Raw genomic sequence first — 15,985 nt, forward strand, 5'->3', positions numbered from 1 at the left:
TACGGCCGGGTTAATGCGTATAGGCGTTAACTACGGCATTGTTCATGTTGAGACGTTGTCGGCACACTGGACCGCGAATTGCACTAACACGCATGCGAGGTTCTGCGGCAGAAACCCGCGAAGGCGGTTAAGTGCCTAGTGTTATGTCAGGATGGCTGGAGATCGCCGCGCGCCGGCCGTTCATTCTGGCACGCATCTGTTCCGCGGCGGCGTGCCATCGCGGGACGAGGTCGATCCGCGCGATCGAAGCAGGGCTTTTTCAATACATCTCGGACATCTAGAACGTCATGACATTGATCCCGACAGACCTGTCCGCCACGCGCGTCTCGGATGCCGTGCGCGATCCCAACCGGGAGATCGCGGCGAGCTCTGATGTCATCGACCTGTCGGTCGGCATCGTCGTCTGCATCCCCTGCTTCCGCCGTCCGCAGCACCTGCGGCTGACGCTGGAATCGCTGGCGAACCAGCGTACCCCGCGTTCCTTTGCGGTCGTCATGGTCGAGAACGATGCCATCCGGCGCGAAAGCGCCCCGGTTGCGGCAGAGTTTCTGGCCGCTGGACGGCTCCAGGGCGTCTGCCTCATCGAGAAGCGGCAGGGGAACTGCCAGGCAATCAATGCTGCATTCGAGACGGCGCAGGAGCTGTTTCCCGCCGCGACCCGTTTCCTGATGATCGACGACGACGAGATCGCATCAAGCGACTGGCTCGAACTGATGGTCCGCACTGCGGAGGCGACCGGTGCCGACGTGGTCGGCGGGCCGGTGCTGCCGGTCTTCGACGACGACAGCAAGCCCTGGCTTTCGCGTCATCCCGCCTTCTGTCCCGCCTACGATTACAGCGGCGCGGTGCCGCTGATCTACGGTTGCGGCAATTGTCTGATCACGCGTGCCGCCTTCGAGCGGTTCGATCGTCCCGCGTTCGACCTGCGCTTCAATTTTCTCGGCGGCGGCGATTGCGATTTCTTCGTGCGATGCCGCGACGCCGGCATGCTGTTCCACTGGACGGCGGACGCCGTCATCACCGAGACCGTGCCGCACAACCGCACCAGCCTGGGCTGGATCGCAAAGCGCGGCCTGCGCATCGGCGCGATCAACTATCGTGTGCAGTACAAGGCCGCGCAGAACACGGCGGCGCGTGCGCGGGTGTTCGCGCAGATGCTTGGGCGGGTGCCGCTGTCGCTGGTTCGCGCCGCAGCCCTGCTGAGATCGTCGAAAGCAGTCGTCGCGATGCATCCGGTGATGGTTGCGCTTGGCGCTGCCCTGGCAGCCTTCGGCCTCGAGCCGCAGCCTTATGAAGCCTCGAAGATCGTGTCCTGATGCCGCGGTGACGGACTAGATGCCGAAGCGGGCGAGGACGACCCTGATCGCGGCGCGTGGCAGCGATCTGAGCGACCGCCGGCCGATCATCGCAATGTAAGCGAAGGCTTCGCGATATCTGCCGAAGCGAACCGCCTGCATCGCCGAATAGGTGACGAGATGAATCTCGGCGGCCCGGCGCAATCCGCTTGCCGCGCCCTCGGGGAGCCTCGCCAGGATCAGCCCGTCGTCGAAAACCCGCGCGACCGCCGGCAGGAAATCCTGCGGGGTACGCACCGCCGCGTTCATCGTGTTGGCCGTATGCAGGCGATAGTCGAGCAGAAGCTTCGGCGCGAATTCGAACTCGCCGATCGCTGCAAGGCGGCACCAGCAATGCCAGTCCTCGCAATATCGGAGCGAGACGTCGAAACCGCCGACGGCGCGGAAGGCGTCCGCACGGGTGAGCACGATGCCACCGTTGACGATGAAGTTCCCGGCGGCGAGCTGCACCAGCACGTCGCCGGACGGCTTGCGGCGTCCCTTCAACAGGTCGCGCCGGCCGATCTGCCGTCCTTCGCTATCGATCGTGTTGTAGTCGCCGTAGACGAGAACCGCGCGCGGAGCACCGCGCGCCGCCGACAGCAGCGCCGCCACCGCGCCGGGACGGAGGCGGTCGTCGGAATCGAGGAAGAGCAGCCACTCGCCGCTCGCATGCCGGGCGCCGAGATTGCGCGCCGCCGAGACACCCGTGGAGTCGTTCTGCATCAGGCGCAACCGCGCGTCTCGCACAGCCCGGACGATCGCAACGGTTTCGTCGGTCGAGCCGTCGTCGACGACGATCACCTCGGTCACCTCGGGCTGCGCCAGAGCGCTGGCGAGCGTTTCGCCGACATAGGCTGCGGCGTTCTTGGCGGGAATGACGACGGACACCGACGTAGTTGAGCCGAGCTGAAGCCGGAGGCGCGCTGGCGCCGCGGCGCGGGTTGCGGCTGGCAGTTCGAGAACGTCTTCGGCGGTGATCAAGTTGCGGCTCGTCTTTAAGGATCCGTTAACCGGGACCTATCGGCCGCGTTGGCAACGCTGACGATCGCAAGTCCGGCTGCCGGCGGATGATACTCGCTTTCCGGTCAAGCCGTTGCCGCGAAGGTCTACGCGGCGCCGGTTTCGCGTATTAGCGTTAAGCCGGGCCATCGAGCCGGTGGCAGATCTGGAAGAGTGCGGCCGGCTCGGCTGCACCAATGTCCGCCATCGTCGGGATGCTGGTTGACGGATGGTTAACGGGAACGAGCTAGAAATTGGAGCTCCTCCGCGTACCACTTGCCTGGAATGCAGTTTGGACCGCAGCGCCGCAGACATGATTGAGATCGAGGCGAGATCGTGGAGCCATGTCCTGCGCGACGGCCTTGCGCGGCTCAATGCTTTGCAGGCGGCGCGTTGCCTCGTCGCGATCGGGGCGCTGCTGTTGGTGCTGGTGACGCTCGATCCGTTCCCCGACCTGCGCAACTCCGACGTCGCCACCGTCGTCGGCGGGCGAATGGCGCTGACCTATGTTTCCTGGGGCCTCCTGGCTGCGGTCGCCGTGCTGTGCGTCGCGGCTTCGGACGCGCCCGCGCTGAAGAGCCTGCTGACGCCGCTTCATCTCTGCCTCGTGAGCTGGCTGCTGGTCAACATCCTCTTCTCCGAGAGCCGCGGCGTTTCGCTTCAGCGGTTCGTGCTCGCGGCCAGCGTGACGTCGCTCGCCGTCTCGCTGCCGTTGCTGCCGCCGACGCAGCGCAGCTTCAATCTTTGCCTGGGTATCGCCGCGCTCGTGCTGCTCGCGCTCTGCTATCTCGGCGTCGTCCTCGCGCCGCAGTATTCGATCCACACGGCCCTCGACATCACCGAGCCGCAACTTGCCGGCGACTGGCGCGGCACCTTTGGCCACAAGAACATCGCCTCGCCCGTGATGACCATCCTTGTCTATGTCGGCATCTACCTGTCCGCCGTGGGCTCGTTCGTGATGGGGCCGGCGATCGCAGCGCTGGCCGGCATCTTCCTGATCTTCACCGGTGGCAAGACGTCCTCGGTGCTGTGCCTGGCGATCTACGCGCTCGCCTCGCTGGTCTATGTCACGCCAGGCCTGTGGCTGAAGCGGATCATCTGCTTCGTGCCGCTGATCGCGATGAACCTGTTGACCGTCGGCAGCGTCATGAGCCCGGCGCTCGGCGGCATGACGCGGCTGCTTCCGCTCGATCCCACCTTCACCGGCCGCTCCGCGATCTGGGAGTTCGCGCTCGCGGCCGTCGCGGAGAAGCCGATCATCGGCCACGGCTATGCGGCGTTCTGGGACGACGTGACGGCACGTCAGACCGCGCAAGGTGCCGAATGGGCAACCACTGCGGCCCACAGTCACAACAGCTATCTCGACCTCGCGGTCACAATCGGCCTACCGGGCCTGCTGCTGGTCGTTCTCGTCTTTGTGCTCACACCGCTGGGCAACTTTCAGACGGCCCAGGCGCGCAGCCGCAGTGGCGCACTGGCCAAGCTGTTCCTCACCGTGTGGTTGTTCGGCCTGTACTACGGAGCCACCGAGACGTTCCTGCTCGACCGGCAGAATCCCATCTGGTTCATGTTCGCTCTTGCCGTGGCCGGCCTGCACTTCCTGGCAAGGTTCCAATGCGTCGAGCAGAGAGAGCCGGGACGCTGACAGCTTGTCGCAGCCGGGCCGCCGGTGACATCGGCTTAACGATAAGCGGCAAGGTTGCTTGTGGTCTGCAGCAAAACATAATCTACCGGGAAACATTCAGTAGTCGTATGTCCGGCGGAATGACGTTTCTCAGCGTCGAGCAACTAGACGGCCAGGTGTCCAGCACGTCGGCAATCGCGATCGATTTCGTGCGTGACTGGCGGCACGTGGCCTCGCGCCTGAGCACCGGGCACCGCACCGCGTTCCAGCATGTTGACTGGCTCGACGCCTGGTACGAGGCGTTTCGCGACGTCGCTCCGCTGATCGCCGTGATCTCCGATGTGGCCACCGGCAAGGACATCGCGATCGTGCCGATGATCAGCCATATCAGGCGCGGCATCCGCATCGTCGGGTTCGCGGACCTCGGCGTCTCCGACAACAACGCGCCGATCCTGGCGCTCGATGCCGCGCCGGACGCGGGGGCGACGGATGCGATCAACAAGGCATTGATCGACGCGTTGCGCGCGCTGCCCGACCGTTTCGATCTGCTCCGCCTGAGGAAGATGCCGGCCCAGATCGGCGGCAAGCCGAACCCGCTGGTGTCGCTCGGCCGGATCGGATCCTCCTCGCTCAACGGCAATCTCGTGTTGATGGGCGATGACTATCGAGACTACCAGGCCGCGATCAAGCGCCTGCAGATGCCGCGCTGCTGGCGGGTCTTCAGCCGCCACGCCGGCGCGCGATTCGAGATCGCCGCGAACGTCGGGCGCGCGCATGAACTGCTGGACGTGATGGATGCGCAGCAGCAGGCGCGCATGCAAAAGCTCGGCTCGCCGTTCGTCCTCAACGACGAGGCCCATGCGCGGTTCTATCGCGAGGTCGTCCGCCGGGGCGTCGCGGAAGGTTATGCCACCGTCTCGGCGCTGGTGTGCGATGAGGGCATCGTCGCCACCGCGCTCGGCGTCAAGCACGGCGCGACCTATGTCCTGCTGCGCATCAGTCACGCCAGCGATTCATGGTCGAGCTGCTCGCCCGGCCTGCTCGTGACCGAGCGCACCATGGCGGCGCTGCATGCGCAGGGCCTGCGCCGCTTCGACCTCAGCATCGGCAATCAGGACTACAAGCGGCGCCTCGGAGCCGAGAGGGTGCCGCTGACCGATGTCAGCGTCGCGCTGTCCTGGCGCGGTTTGCCCTACGCATGGCGCGATCATGCCGCGCAGGGCCTGCGCCGCTATCCGAAGCTCGCCGCCCTCGCGGCGCGGGCGATGGGCAAGGGAGTGCGATAGCGCCACGCCCGGTTGCAGGATCACGCGAATATCGCAATTGATGTGCTATCGTCGTCTGCGCTTCCCGGAGGCGACATGGAAGATCGTTCGACAAAATATCGTGCATTCTATGCACAGCTGATTTGTGCCGCTGCGAAGACTGCGGATCCTCGCATCGAGCAGGCGTTTCGGACCGTCAGGCGCGAGCCGTTCGTCGGGCCCGGGCCGTGGTCGATCTCCTTCGGCAGTCACCCCTATGTCGTGACGCCCGATGACGATCCTGCCTTCATCTACCAGAACGCGCTGCTGGCGTTGGACGCGGCGCGCGGCCTCAATATCGGAATGCCCGGTGCGCACGCCTACTGGCTCAGCGGTTGCGCCGTCAGGGAAGGCGAGACCGTGGTCCAGATCGGCGCGGGCAGCGGCTATTACACCGCGATCCTCGCTCATCTCGTCGGACCCGGCGGCCGCGTTCACGCCTATGAGATCGACTCGCGCCTTTCGGCGCTCGCGCGCGACAATCTGAAGGACATTGCCCATGTGGATGTGCGCGAACGCTCCGGCATCGCGTCGGATCTGTCCGCTGCGGACGTGATCTACGTCTGCGCGGGCGCGGCGCAGCCGGCTGCGGAATGGCTCGATGCGCTGCGGCCCGGCGGGCGGCTGGTGTTCCCGTTGGCGCCGGAGGGCACGCTCGGCGGCATGTTGATGATCACCCGCCCGGATAGCGGCGCGATCTGGCCAGCGACATTCCTCGGCCGTGCCCAGTTCATCGGCTGTGCCGGATTGCAGGACGCCGAGGTCGGTCGGCGATTGAGTGAGGCGTTCGCAAGAGGATGGGAAGGCGTGCAGTCTCTGCGGAGAGAAGGCGCTCCCGATGAGACATGCTGGTTTGCCGGTGAGGGCTGGTGGCTGTCGACGGCCCCGGCCCCTCAGCCGACGGATTCAGCTCCGCCCTACGCCGACATCACGCGAATCTAGTCTAGCGAGAGGCCGCCGCCTTACGATCCCGTGCAACTGGCGCAGCGAAGCCGGCCGCGCGAGGCGCGGAATAGGCTGCGACAATACCAGCGGCGCGCAAGCGCCTGTGCGGGCTTGCGGATCATCTGCGCGATCAACAAGAGTTCGAAGGCCATTCGTATCGTTCGTTGTCTCGTTCGTTGTCGAGTATTCCGGTCATAGATGGGGCGGCATCCTCGAATGAGAATGCCGCCCGAGTCGCACCAGCCATGCGTCGGTCGTAAGCTGAACTGCGAGGCTCAGCCGTGCAGCTTCTTCGCGGTTTCCGCGATCTGGCGCCCCTGATAGCGAGCGCCGGCGAGCTCGTTGCTGCTGGGCTGGCGGCTGCCGTCGCCGCCGGTGATGGTGGTGGCGCCGTAGGGTGCGCCGCCGGTGACCTCGTCGAGCTTCATCTGGCCGGCGAAGCCGTAGTTCATGCCGACCACGACCATGCCGAAATGCAGCAGGTTGGTGATGATCGAGAACAGCGTGGTCTCCTGGCCGCCGTGCTGGGTCGCGGTGGAGGTGAAGGCGCCGCCGACCTTGCCGTGCAGCGCGCCCTTGGCCCACAGCCCGCCGGCCTGATCGAGGAAGTTCGCCATCTGCGAGGCCATCCGGCCGAAGCGGGTGCCGGTGCCGACGATGATCGCGTCGTAGTTGGCGAGGTCCTCGATTTTGGCGACCGGCGCGGCCTGGTCGAGCTTGTAATAGGAGGCTTTCGCGACCTCGGCCGGCACCAGCTCCGGCACGCGCTTGATGTCGACGGTGGCGCCGGCCTCGCGCGCGCCTTCGGCGACGGCATTGGCCATCGCTTCGATATGGCCATAGGCGGAATAATAGAGGACGAGAACTTTGGTCATGGTGGTCTCCGTTGAGTGGTGAGGTGAGTCGTTCTGTTCGGTGTCGTTGCCGGGCTTGACCCGGCAACCCATCGCTCTTCGAAGCTTCATGCGAAGGCGATGGATGCCCGGCTCAAGGCCGGGCATGACGAGTTGGTGTGTGGATGCGCTCTAGGCTGCGTCGACGAGCACGAGCTCGGAGTCTTCGAGCGCGGTGATCTTCAGCCGCTTCTCGTCGCGGATCGCGGCGCCGTCGCGGGCATTGACGCGGACGCCGTTGATCTCGACGGAGCCCGCAGCGGGCACGAGGTAGAGGTGCCGCGACTGCTGCGGCTCATACTCGGCGCTCTCGCCGGCCTTCAGCGTGCTGGCGAGCACCCGCGCATCGGCGCGGATCGGCAGTGCGTCCTTATCGTCCCCAAATCCGCTCGCAATGGTGACGAGCTTGCCGGAGCGGTCCGCCTTCGGGAACGGTTTGGAGCCCCAGGTCGGCTGGCCGCCTCGCGCGGTCGGCTCGATCCAGATCTGAAAGATCCGCGTCCTGGTCGGCTCGAGATTGTACTCGGAGTGGCGGATGCCGCTGCCGGCGCTCATCACCTGCACATCGCCCGCTTTAGTCCGGCCTTCGTTGCCGAGGCTGTCCTGATGGGTGATTGCGCCCTCGCGCACATAGGTGATGATTTCCATGTTGGCGTGGGGATGGGCGGGAAAGCCGGTGTTCGGTGCGATCTCGTCGTCATTCCACACCCGCAAGGCGCCGTGGCCCATGTTGTTCGGGTCATAGTGGCCAGCGAATGAGAAGTGATGCTTGGCCTTGAGCCAGCCGTGATCGGCGCCGCCGAGCTTTGCGAAAGGTCTGAGTTCGATCATCTGTGCAATTCCTTGATGTCCGATTGACCTCTTGGATAAGCCTTCGCCTGTGGTATAGAAATAGAAACTGTTGAAACGCATTGTTTCCCTAAATGCCCCGTTAGGACCGGCTGCCATGGCAAAACTCCCAGACTTCGAAGCACTCGCGATCTTTGCCAAAGTCGTGGAGCTGCGGTCGTTTGCGGGGGCTGCGGGCGAGCTGGCGATGTCCAAGGCGACGGTTTCGAAGGCCGTGACCCGGCTGGAGGAGCGGCTCGGCGCCCGGCTGTTCAACCGCACCTCGCGCCGTCTCGCGCTGACCGATGCCGGCCACAAGCTGGCCGAGCGTGCGACGCGCCTCTTGGCCGACGGCGAGGCGGCCGAGAACGAGGCGCTGGCGCAATCGGTCGCGCCGCGCGGGCTGGTGCGGCTGGCCGTCCCCATGACGTTCGGCATCAAGGCCGTGGCGCCGCTGCTGCCGGAGTTCTTCGAAGCCTATCCGGAAGTCTCGGTCGATCTGCATTTGAGCGATGCGACCGTCGACCTGATCGGCGAGGGTTTCGACATGGCGGTGCGGATCGCGCGGTTGCCGGACTCTTCGCTGATCGCGCGGCGGCTCTTCACCATGCCGCGCTACACGGTCGCCGCGCCGTCGTATCTGAAGCGCCACGGACGGCCGACGCATCCAATGCATCTCGCCCAGCACAAGTGCTTCAGCTACGCTTATCTCTCGACGCCGAACGTCTGGCACTACACAAATTCCGCCGGCGAGCAGGTCAGCGTACGCCCGGGAGGACAACTTCGCGTCAACAACGGCGAAGCCGTGATGCCGGCACTGATCGCCGGCCTCGGCATCGCCGAGCTGCCTGAATTCATCGTCGGCGAAGCCATTTCCTCCGGCGAGGTCGAAGTCATCCTGAAGGACTGGACGCAGGCCGAAGGCGCCGTGCACCTGGTGACGCCGCCCGGCGGCCCGCGTCCCGCACGCGTCGAAGCGCTCGGCGATTTCCTGGCGGCGGAGCTGCCCAGCATCTGCAAGCGGCGCTCGAAGATGGGTGCCAGAGCCACATAGCTGCCGTACCAACCATTTAGCGGTTGCTACGGCATCTCGCGTAATCGGACTAAGACACCTCCACGCCATCGCTTGCGACAATTCGCAAGTTCGGCCTCAGCGTCTCCTCCAGCTGCATCTTCAACTCGTGAACGCGCGGATCGCTCGAGCGTGCTGCGCAGGCGGCGTATTGATGGACGGATTGCGCCAGTGCGCGCCGCGCGTCCGGCGTTCGCGTCACGTCCGGTCTTGAGAGCCGCAACACGATCGCGGCGAGATTGACCAGCATCTCGTCCAGAGCGACGTCGATGGTTCCAGGATTGCGCATCACTCTCTCCCTGGGAGGGCAACAGCGGGTCCGGACATGCGTTCCCGGCTCCGGACCGGACATGGCTAACGCTTCGTAAACGTCCTGTTCTTGCCGCTTGGCAGGTTAGGCTATCAACGTAGCAAAGAAAATCAGGGGGAGGCACCGAAGCCGCAGATCGATGACGGCAAGCTGTGCGTGCTCGGCAATTGCGGCGCGCATCGCGAGACGCGATGGCGCAGCCGATGACGAGTCCTGATGTCCTCGAGGCGTTCGAGGCCTCGGGCAGTCTCGCTTCGTATCAGGACGCGCCGGCCTTGTCGGACTTCGTCGCGACCGACGGCACACGGCTGATCGCGGCGGTGAAGAAGACCGGCAAGGTGGAATAGGTTCCTGCACTCCTTTCACATTTTTTTGTTGGTTCAGAACCGGCTCTCGCCTCATTGATTGAAGAGATTTGTCGGATTCGAGAAGGACCGAGACATGCGAGCAGAGCGGATTGTGCTGGGTGTGGCGCTTGCGGTTGGCGGCATCGCCGCGCAGGGCGCAGTATTCGCTGAGGAATACCGCGGCACGATGGAACAGCAGATGGCTTGCACGCCCGATGTATGGCGTCTGTGCAGCGACCAGATTCCCGATGTGAATCGCATCACGGCTTGTCTGCAGCAGAACACGCCGCAGCTCTCAAGCGGCTGCCGCGCGGTGTTCCAGTCCAACAACCAGATGCCGCAACAACAGCCGGTGCCGCGCAATCGCGCCGCTCCGCCACCGCGTTACAACGCGGCTCCGCCACCTCCGTCCGCGCGGCCGCAGCCTTACGACGAGGATGACTAGCCGCTCGGAAGCATGATCCGCGAAAGTGCGCGACGGTTTTGCCAAAGGATTGTGCTCAAACAACGAGCTCCATCGCAACGACGATTCGTCCTCATCTCATCGCGCTTTAGGGGCGGTGCTCACAGACATCGACCCACTCGGCGGCGACTAGCTCTGCCAGCCGATCAGGCGTGATCCGCACCGCGCTGTGGGTCGAGCCTGCGGCCGGAACCACGACGTCGAACGCCTTCAGCGAGACATCGCAATAGATCGGCAGGGGCGATTTCAGGCCGAAGGGGCAGACGCCGCCGACCTCGTGCCCGGTGATGTCGGCGACTTCCTCCAGACCCAGCATCTTCGGTTTGCCGCCGAACTGCGCCTTCACCTTCTTGTTGTCCATGCGTGAGGTGCCGGCGGCGACGATCAGGATCACGCGCTCGCCGATCCGCAACGACAGCGTCTTGGCGATCCGTCCCGGCTCGACACCATAGGCTTCGGCCGCCAGCGCCACGGTCGCGGAGCTGATCGGGGATTCGATGACGGAGATGTCGGGGGCTTTCTCGGCGAAGAAGGCGCGAACGGATTCCAGGCTCATTCCAGTCTCACGGGCGGGCGGCGATACCTACCTCAGATGATACCTGGCAGCTCGGAGAGCGAATGGACGCGGTGGTCCGGTGCAAAGCCAAGCTCGTCCATCTGGGTGCGGATCGCCTTGAACATGGTGAGCGGTGCCACGAGTTCGTTCTCGACGCAAGCCAGTGCCATCGCTTCGGGCGTCACCCGCTCGATCCAGGCAACCTTCAATCCGAACGATTTCGCCCCGGCGGCGTCCCAGGGATTGGAGGAGACGAAAAGTACCTCGTCCGGCCCGGTGCCGAGCACATCGCCGATCAGCTCATAGGCCTGCGGGCTCGGCTTGAAGATTTTCTTCGCATCGACGCTGATGGTGGCATCGAGCAGGGCATCGAGCCCGGAATTGCGCACCAGCGCATTCAGCATGTCCGGGCTGCCGTTGGAGAGGATGGCGAGCTTGCGCGGCTTCAGCGCCGTGAGCGCTGCCGTCGCGTCCGCATAGAGATCGAGGTGCAGATATTTCTCGATCACACGCTCGAATGCGTCGTTCTCGTAAGCAAGCCCCAATATTCGCAGCGTATAGGCGAGCGAGTCGCGGGTGACGACGGCAAAATCCTGGTAGCGTTGCATCAGCGAGCGCAACCATGTGTATTCGAGCTGCTTGATGCGCCAGACCTGCGTGATGATCTCGCCATAGCCCGGAAACGCATCCTCCGTGATGTCAGCGACCGACTGGATGTCGTACAACGTTCCGTAGGCGTCGAAGACGACGGCTTTGATGCTCATGGGCTGTCCTTCCAGGCCGTTGTGGTTCGCAAGAACTCCGCTTGGGAGTGCACATCATCTTCAGCTTACCAGAGCAAAGCGGAAGTCTGCCACTGCAAGTGCGATCGGCGGCTTGTGTGACCCACATCGGACGTGCTGCCGTTCTCCCGTCCCTAGTTTATTCTGGTTGGTAACTGTCTCAGCACACCTTTACCGCCTTGGGGGCGCTCGGTAATGGTTTCCCCGTTCAACCTGTGGGGGAATCATGAAGCATGTTTTTACTTTGGCTATAGCCCTAATTGCGTCTCCAGCCTTGGCAGCTCCGCCGTATGCTTGCCACCACGATCCGGTCTGCCAAGCAAAGCGTGATGGCACTTCGGTGGAGCAGGCCAAGCGGCGCGACAGTGGCGCGGAGCCCAGCAATAGTTCTCCGCATGCATTGGCTTGCATGAAGAAATACGGCTTCACCTATGCGGAGTGGCGCGCATACACGGTCCCCGCATCAAAGGCCGAGCCTTATCGGAGATGTCGAGACGGCAGAGGATAAGAACCGAGAGTTAGGCCGCCTCAGTTGGCGGCCTCTTTCATTTTTGAAGGTCACCCTTTGCCGCGGGTCGGTTACCGGCTTCTCGCACGAGCGTTCGCGCGCCATCGATCGGGGAGGCTCTGCGGCGAGGCCGCCGGTTTCCACTGCAGGGACACGACCCAGTTGTCGAAGACCGTGTTGAAGCTTCCGGACTGGTACGAGAAGTTCTCGTACGCCGGCCAATAGCGGCCGGCATCGGCTGCGTAGGTAAAGAGCGTCCAGGTATGGGGCTTCTGCCAGAACGCGTCGCCGCCGTCCGGGTCCCCGTCGAGGGCGCTGAAGTCGAGGAAGAGCCAGAGAGGTGCATTCTTGGTGCCGAGGTTCGTATCCGGCGAGTTGAACTGCAGCGCGTTCCAGTAGATCCCGGGTCCGGCACCGGGATCCGCATCGTCCACGAGCTTCTGCAGCCGCCAATAGAAGCTCGCGTCGCCGGTCATATTGGTTTCGCCGGTGAACGTGATCAGGCCAGCCTGCGGGCCTGACTGGATGATGCCGCTGACGGAGGTGGTCCCGCTGATTGTTCCGCTCCCTTGTAATATGCCGCCGGGAGCAGGCGTATCGGTGCCGGTCGCTGCAATAGTGACCGGGCCCGAGACCGTCCCACCGTTCATGAACAGTGTGCCCGACTCGCCGACGACAACCGCGCCGGTCACCGTGCCGGCGACCTCCAGCGTCGCCGCGTAGGATACCTGCACCTCGCCGGCACCCGTTGCTGATCCACCGGTAGCGCCCGCAATCAGCGTACCCCCATTGACCCTGATCAGGCCGGAAAGCGTGCCGCTGCTGTCTGCACTCAGGGTCAGCGTGCCGGGACCGAAGATCGTCAGGCCCGCCGATCCCTCGATGGCGGCTGCGATCTGCGAATTACCGCCGGCGGCATTGGTGTAGATCAGGCCTTCTGCCGCGCCGAACGAAAGGCTCGCAGTAGCGATGCTGCCGCCGTTCATGATGAGGCCCGCGGCGTCGCCGCTCGCCTGGCTTCCGACCAGAATGCTCGCATCGCTGCCCGTAATCGCCCCGCCGTTCACTTCGAGCGCCGCCACCTGCGGCACACCGCCGCTCTCGATCGCCTGGCTGTCGACGACCTCGTAGACGGCATCGGCCGGAACGTCGTTGATGCCGACATCGGTCGACGACACGGTCGCCGCGCTTGCGAAGCCTTCGGAGGGCGAATAGGTCAGAAACTTGCCCGAGCTGGCCGCGTCGTCGTCCTCTCCGAGAATGTAGGGAGCGACGATCCCGTTCGTGACGATGGGCAGGTTTGCTCCCGTTCCTGCCACGAACACCTGCTGCGTCAGCCCAAGCTGGGCCATGCCGCCGCCCGGCACGATGACAAGAGTTCCGCCGGAGTTGCGGACAATGTTCGCCAGGGTACCGTCGTCATTGCCCCCGATTACGACGCGATAGTTGCCGCTTCCGGAAAGCTGCAAGGCGCCTCCCGTAGAGCCGATGACGAATGTCGCCAGAGATCCCGAGGCGATCTGCACATCGACCGTCGCGCCGTCCGAACGAAGCTCGAGTATTCCGCCGTTCGTCACCGTCACCCTGAAGCTGCCAAATGGTGTGCCGGATGTCCGGGTACTTGCCAGCGTCCCGGCGCCCACGATGTTCTGTCCCATCAGCTGGTTCGTGTTGGTGAGCAGGAGCGTGCCTTCGCCGTATTTTTGGAGGCCGCCCAGCCCGGAGATCGGCGCGACGACGGTCAGCGTGCCGCCGTTCGTGTTGATGACCTTAGGCTTGTTGATCGTCCAAGTGCTGGGTTCATATCCGGATTTCGAGGGCAGCGCCGACGGCGAGATCGCCCAAGCTTGCCCCTGCCAGAGCACGGCGTAGACGCCCCTCCCGGTGAGCGCGTCGGTGACGACCTGGCTGTAGTCTTCGGAGGGGAGCGGCTGATTTTCCAGCTTCCATCCGCTGGGCATCTGCGCGATCTGGACGGTCTGCGGATTGCTGGACGGGAGGTTGGGTACGTTCTCGAACGAGGCGGGGAAAGCGTTGTTGATGGTGATCGTGCCGCCCGCCAGGTTCACCGTGAGCGGCGCGAGGACATGGCCGCCGCTATTTTCCATGTATCCCTTCGTCGTCTGGGAAACGGAAAACCAGCCAACCGCGAAATTGGCCAAGACGATCGTCTGCGGACTCTCGGACACGTTCGGGGCCAATTGATCGGCGAGCCACGCGAGGTCCGGATTGGGATTGCTCGTCAAATGATAGAGATCAGGCCCGATTCCGCAGGCCGACAGATAGTCGGCCATCCCGCTCGTCATGCCGTCCACGAAGCTGCCGCTCTCGCTTGACGTCTGCATCAAGCCCGCGACCACCCTTTCCAGGTTGATCGCCACGGGGTCATCCTCGCCGTTGTAGACCACAGGAGCAACCTGCGTGAAGCCGTTTGCCGATAGCCAGTAAAGGCCCATGACCATCGACGTCGGGCCGCAATAGGCTTCACCGTCCCCCGGCAGGCTCTGCCCGAAGGGCCCGAAATCGGTCTGGATGATCGAAGGCGTGCTCTCGATGGGGTCTTTCCACATGGGACTGGTCCACTCCTGTCCGACAAGGCCACGGTACGCGCTTGAGCCGCAGGTTAATGTCCCGTTAATTGCGGGACACAACTTGTGGATACGTTAGTGAGCCGATGCTGTCTAAGAGTGTAGTGCGGAATCTTGAATGTACGCAAGCTGGGTCTCCAGCTTGGCCGGCAGGGACGGCTTAGAGCGTTAGCCGATCAGGTTGCAAATAGCCGGCGGCGGCGAAGTAGTTTTTGGATTCAGTGGGCGTGTAGGTGTCGACGATGCGCCCGATCGCGTCCCAAAGGCCGCCGACGGTACGTTCGGCGGCCTTTCGCAAGTGCGCCTTGAGCTTGGCGAAGGCGTTCTCGATGGGATTGAGGTCGGGGCTGTACGGCGGGAGATAGAGGAGCGTGGCGCCGGCCGCCTCGATCATCTCGCGTATGCGTGGCCCTTTGTGGCTGGACAGATTGTCCATGATGACGATGGCGTGCTCGGGCAGCTCGGGGACGAGCACTTTTTCGACATAGGTCTCAAAGGCGTCGCGGTTGATGGGACCGTCGAGCACCCAGGGAGCGATGATGCCGTGCGTGGTGAGAGCAGCTACGCAGGTTGTCGTTTTCCAATGGCCGTGCGGAATGGCGGCGCGCAGGCGTTCGCCGCGCCGGCAGCGGCCATGTGTCCGCGCCATGTTGGTCGATGCCCAGGTCTCGTCAATGAAGACGAGGCGATCCCGGTCGAGCTTGTCCTGACGCTCGCGCCAAGCCTCGCGCCCCTTCAAGACATCCGGACGGTCCTGCTCTGCGGCATGGGCAGTCTTTTTTTGCGCGTGATCTTGTGACGCGCGAAGAAGCGGCGGATCGTGCCATAGCCGAAGGATAGGCCTTGTTTGCTCAAGCTATGCCGCAATTCCTCGATGGTAATATCGGGCGAAGCCTCGAGCAGAGCCATGATCGTCGCCTGATGGGCATCAATGCGGTGAGACTTGCGATCGCCCCCTTGAGCCCTCGGCAGGGCATCGCCTTGCTTGCGCTCACGCGTTCGCCAGCGGCTTACGCTCGCCGGACTGACGCCAAATCGCTCGGCAGCCTGCCGGCCTGAAACGCCCCCTTCAATACAGCCGAGAACGCGTTCACGAAGATCCATCGACAACGGTTTCGCCATGCCCGCCGGCCTCCAGTCCCCGGCAGACAGTTTGAATCATTAAACCGCTGATTTGGGAATCCCAAACGATTCAGTCAGGTAGGCTACCGCTCTAGGAGTTCAAGCGCGGGCCGCCGAGCGGCAGCATGTTCATCGTGAGTGGCGCATATCTGCCACCAGCGGCGATGTCCTGCGGCAGGGCTGATGACAGGTGGCGTCGCGGCCGGTCCGCGTAACGCGAACGTCTACTTCCGAGGCGTGCTGAGAATCCTGGAAGCGGCACCTTCGAGATATGGCGACCGGCTCTGAAGATGTCCGTTCATTGGGG

At 64.0% G+C, this 15,985-nt stretch carries 15 protein-coding genes; 7 read left to right on the plus strand and 8 right to left on the minus strand.

What is annotated here, in order from left to right:
• Positions 1 to 287 precede the first annotated feature (287 nt).
• Positions 288 to 1,316, plus strand: coding sequence for a glycosyltransferase family 2 protein (locus ABIG06_RS18175; protein ID WP_370137999.1), 1,029 nt, complete (start codon positions 288 to 290; stop codon positions 1,314 to 1,316).
• 15 nt (positions 1,317 to 1,331) lie between these two features.
• Here ABIG06_RS18175 and ABIG06_RS18180 read toward each other — a convergent pair whose 3' ends face one another.
• The gene (locus ABIG06_RS18180) at positions 1,332 to 2,318 is read right to left on the minus strand and encodes a glycosyltransferase (protein ID WP_370138000.1); all 987 of its coding nucleotides are present in this window, start codon (positions 2,316 to 2,318) and stop codon (positions 1,332 to 1,334) included.
• 310 nt (positions 2,319 to 2,628) lie between these two features.
• On the opposite strand from ABIG06_RS18180, the gene ABIG06_RS18185 reads away from it, so the two are divergent.
• From ABIG06_RS18185 to ABIG06_RS18195, 3 genes are all read left to right on the plus strand, one after another.
• Complete coding sequence (locus ABIG06_RS18185; RefSeq protein WP_370138002.1) at positions 2,629 to 3,981, plus strand: O-antigen ligase family protein; 1,353 nt, start codon at positions 2,629 to 2,631, stop codon at positions 3,979 to 3,981.
• Positions 3,982 to 4,100: 119 nt separating this feature from the next.
• The gene (locus ABIG06_RS18190; RefSeq protein ID WP_370138004.1) at positions 4,101 to 5,246 is read left to right on the plus strand and encodes a GNAT family N-acetyltransferase; all 1,146 of its coding nucleotides are present in this window, start codon (positions 4,101 to 4,103) and stop codon (positions 5,244 to 5,246) included.
• A gap of 75 nt (positions 5,247 to 5,321) precedes the next feature.
• Positions 5,322 to 6,206 (plus strand): protein-L-isoaspartate O-methyltransferase family protein, encoded by an 885-nt coding sequence (locus tag ABIG06_RS18195; protein WP_370138005.1) that lies wholly within the window; start codon positions 5,322 to 5,324, stop codon positions 6,204 to 6,206.
• A 278-nt stretch (positions 6,207 to 6,484) separates the two neighbouring features.
• Here the strand turns inward: ABIG06_RS18195 and wrbA are convergent, their stop codons facing one another.
• Together wrbA and ABIG06_RS18205 are read right to left on the minus strand one after the other, a co-directional pair.
• Entirely contained in the window at positions 6,485 to 7,084 is a 600-nt protein-coding gene (gene wrbA, locus ABIG06_RS18200; protein WP_124163074.1) for an NAD(P)H:quinone oxidoreductase, read from the minus strand.
• 150 nt (positions 7,085 to 7,234) lie between these two features.
• The gene (locus ABIG06_RS18205; protein WP_370138006.1) at positions 7,235 to 7,933 is read right to left on the minus strand and encodes a pirin family protein; all 699 of its coding nucleotides are present in this window, start codon (positions 7,931 to 7,933) and stop codon (positions 7,235 to 7,237) included.
• Between the two features lie 115 nt (positions 7,934 to 8,048).
• On the opposite strand from ABIG06_RS18205, the gene ABIG06_RS18210 reads away from it, so the two are divergent.
• Positions 8,049 to 8,984: a LysR family transcriptional regulator gene (locus ABIG06_RS18210; protein ID WP_124163072.1), complete on the plus strand. Its 936-nt coding sequence runs from the start codon at positions 8,049 to 8,051 to the stop codon at positions 8,982 to 8,984.
• 49 nt (positions 8,985 to 9,033) lie between these two features.
• On the opposite strand, the gene ABIG06_RS18215 is transcribed toward ABIG06_RS18210, so the two are convergent.
• A complete protein-coding gene (locus ABIG06_RS18215) occupies positions 9,034 to 9,291 on the minus strand; it encodes a hypothetical protein (protein ID WP_199752229.1) in 258 nt (85 codons plus the stop codon).
• Between the two features lie 224 nt (positions 9,292 to 9,515).
• Between ABIG06_RS18215 and ABIG06_RS18220 the strand changes: the two genes are divergently transcribed.
• A complete protein-coding gene (locus tag ABIG06_RS18220; RefSeq protein ID WP_370138008.1) occupies positions 9,516 to 9,659 on the plus strand; it encodes a hypothetical protein in 144 nt (47 codons plus the stop codon).
• 94 nt (positions 9,660 to 9,753) lie between these two features.
• A complete protein-coding gene (locus ABIG06_RS18225) occupies positions 9,754 to 10,104 on the plus strand; it encodes a hypothetical protein (protein WP_370138010.1) in 351 nt (116 codons plus the stop codon).
• Between the two features lie 106 nt (positions 10,105 to 10,210).
• Here the strand turns inward: ABIG06_RS18225 and ABIG06_RS18230 are convergent, their stop codons facing one another.
• From ABIG06_RS18230 to ABIG06_RS18245, 4 genes are all read right to left on the minus strand, one after another.
• Positions 10,211 to 10,678, minus strand: coding sequence for a YbaK/EbsC family protein (locus tag ABIG06_RS18230; RefSeq protein WP_124163069.1), 468 nt, complete (start codon positions 10,676 to 10,678; stop codon positions 10,211 to 10,213).
• A gap of 32 nt (positions 10,679 to 10,710) precedes the next feature.
• Entirely contained in the window at positions 10,711 to 11,442 is a 732-nt protein-coding gene (locus ABIG06_RS18235) for a haloacid dehalogenase type II (RefSeq protein ID WP_370138012.1), read from the minus strand.
• A 597-nt stretch (positions 11,443 to 12,039) separates the two neighbouring features.
• Positions 12,040 to 14,538, minus strand: a complete 2,499-nt coding sequence (locus ABIG06_RS18240; protein WP_370138014.1) for a hypothetical protein — start codon at positions 14,536 to 14,538, stop codon at positions 12,040 to 12,042.
• Between the two features lie 178 nt (positions 14,539 to 14,716).
• A protein-coding gene (locus tag ABIG06_RS18245; RefSeq protein ID WP_370134972.1) for an IS630 family transposase occupies positions 14,717 to 15,678 on the minus strand; the annotation gives its coding sequence in 2 pieces (ribosomal slippage) (positions 14,717 to 15,342 and positions 15,342 to 15,678; 963 coding nt in all).
• Between the last annotated feature and the right edge of the window lie 307 nt (positions 15,679 to 15,985).

This window comes from Bradyrhizobium sp. USDA 326, from assembly GCF_049739485.1.
Lineage (GTDB): Bacteria > Pseudomonadota > Alphaproteobacteria > Rhizobiales > Xanthobacteraceae > Bradyrhizobium.

Excerpts from the sequence above, each read along its gene's own strand:
- ABIG06_RS18175 (WP_370137999.1), top strand. The coding sequence starts at position 288 with ATGACATTGATCCCGACAGACCTGTCCGCCACGCGCGTCTCGGATGCC.
- ABIG06_RS18190 (WP_370138004.1), top strand. The coding sequence starts at position 4,101 with ATGACGTTTCTCAGCGTCGAGCAACTAGACGGCCAGGTGTCCAGCACG.
- ABIG06_RS18195 (WP_370138005.1), top strand. The coding sequence starts at position 5,322 with ATGGAAGATCGTTCGACAAAATATCGTGCATTCTATGCACAGCTGATT.
- wrbA (WP_124163074.1), bottom strand. The coding sequence starts at position 7,084 with ATGACCAAAGTTCTCGTCCTCTATTATTCCGCCTATGGCCATATCGAA.
- ABIG06_RS18205 (WP_370138006.1), bottom strand. The coding sequence starts at position 7,933 with ATGATCGAACTCAGACCTTTCGCAAAGCTCGGCGGCGCCGATCACGGC.
- ABIG06_RS18210 (WP_124163072.1), top strand. The coding sequence starts at position 8,049 with ATGGCAAAACTCCCAGACTTCGAAGCACTCGCGATCTTTGCCAAAGTC.
- ABIG06_RS18215 (WP_199752229.1), bottom strand. The coding sequence starts at position 9,291 with ATGCGCAATCCTGGAACCATCGACGTCGCTCTGGACGAGATGCTGGTC.
- ABIG06_RS18220 (WP_370138008.1), top strand. The coding sequence starts at position 9,516 with ATGACGAGTCCTGATGTCCTCGAGGCGTTCGAGGCCTCGGGCAGTCTC.
- ABIG06_RS18225 (WP_370138010.1), top strand. The coding sequence starts at position 9,754 with ATGCGAGCAGAGCGGATTGTGCTGGGTGTGGCGCTTGCGGTTGGCGGC.
- ABIG06_RS18230 (WP_124163069.1), bottom strand. The coding sequence starts at position 10,678 with ATGAGCCTGGAATCCGTTCGCGCCTTCTTCGCCGAGAAAGCCCCCGAC.
- ABIG06_RS18235 (WP_370138012.1), bottom strand. The coding sequence starts at position 11,442 with ATGAGCATCAAAGCCGTCGTCTTCGACGCCTACGGAACGTTGTACGAC.
- ABIG06_RS18240 (WP_370138014.1), bottom strand. The coding sequence starts at position 14,538 with ATGTGGAAAGACCCCATCGAGAGCACGCCTTCGATCATCCAGACCGAT.